Annotated in this window: 1 protein-coding gene; it reads left to right on the top strand. The window is 64.5% G+C overall.

Features of this window, described 5'->3' with window-relative positions:
• Positions 1-1,355: amino acid adenylation domain-containing protein (locus ABFT43_RS22625; protein ID WP_347962475.1), on the top strand; the 1,355-nt coding region annotated here is incomplete at both ends.

The raw sequence follows: 1,355 nt of genomic DNA, 5'->3' as shown, positions 1-1,355 counted from the left end.
GATGTTGCGGCGGTTGCGGCGGTGAATGGGACTGATCATGTGGTGGTTGGTTCCACGTTGGTGGAGTTGTTTGATGCTCAGGTTGCTCGGACGCCGGATGCGACGGCGGTGGTGTTCGAGGGTGAGCGGTTGTCGTATGGGGAGTTTGATGCTCGTGTGAATCGGTTGGCGCGCAGGCTGATCGAGGCGGGTGTTGGTCCGGATGTGTTGGTGGCGGTTGCTGCTCGGCGTTCGGTTGAGTTGCTGGTGGGTATCTATGCGGTGCTCAAGGCCGGGGGTGCGTATGTGCCGCTGGATCCCGATCACCCGGTTGAGCGCACTGAGTACGTCCTCGATACCGCGCGTCCGGTGGTCGTGCTCGCCGGAGCCGGCGTTTCGGTGCCGGGCCCGGCTGGAACCGAGGTGTGGCAGTTGGGGTCGATCGATCTCGACGGGTACTCTGCGGGGCCGGTCGGTGACTCTGAGCGCCGTGCGCGCCTGCGTGGTTCGAACATTGCCTACGTGATCTTCACGTCGGGTTCGACGGGCCGTCCGAAGGGTGTGGCGGTGCCGCACGACGGCATCGTGAACCGTTTGGAGTGGATGCAGGCGCAGTATCCGTTGGCCGCCTCGGACGTGGTGGTGCAGAAGACGCCGGTGACGTTCGATGTGTCGGTGTGGGAGTTGTTCTGGCCGTTGCAGGTTGGTGCCACGTTGGTGATTGCGCGGCCGGATGGTCACCGTGATCCGCTGTATATGGCGGATCTCATCGAGGCCGAGTCGGTGACGACGGCGCATTTCGTGCCGTCGATGCTCTCGGCGTTCACCGCGGTGGTGGAGCCGGGTCGGGTGCCGTCGTTGCGGCAGGTGTTCTGTTCGGGTGAGGCGCTGACCCCGCAGGCCGCGCAGGCCTTCGTGGCGCTCGGTGATGCGGCGCTGCACAATCTGTACGGTCCGACCGAGGCATCGGTGGATGTGACGTTCCACGAGTACAGCGCCGCTGACGTGGTCGACGTTCCGATCGGTGCGCCGGTGTGGAACACGCGGGTGCAGGTGCTTGATGATCGTCTGCATCCGGTGCCGGTCGGTGTGGCCGGTGAGCTCTACCTGTGTGGTGTGCAGTTGGCGCGTGGGTATGTGGGTCGCCCTGATTTGTCGGCCGATCGCTTCGTCGCCTGCCCGTTCGGCCACGGGGAGCGGATGTATCGCACCGGTGATCTGGTGAAGTGGATCGAATCCGCCTCGGGTGGGCTGGAACTGGTCTATATCGGGCGTACCGATTTCCAGGTGAAGTTGCGTGGTCTGCGGATCGAGCTCGGTGAGATCGAGGCTGCGTTGTTGGACCAGCCGGAGGTGGCGCAGGCCGTCGTCGTGGT

Origin of the sequence: Gordonia aurantiaca, from assembly GCF_039939235.1 — a bacterium.
Taxonomy (GTDB): Bacteria; Actinomycetota; Actinomycetes; order Mycobacteriales; family Mycobacteriaceae; genus Gordonia.
Note: the sequence above shows the minus strand (reverse complement) of the source record. Positions and strands in the feature narration are given on the sequence as shown.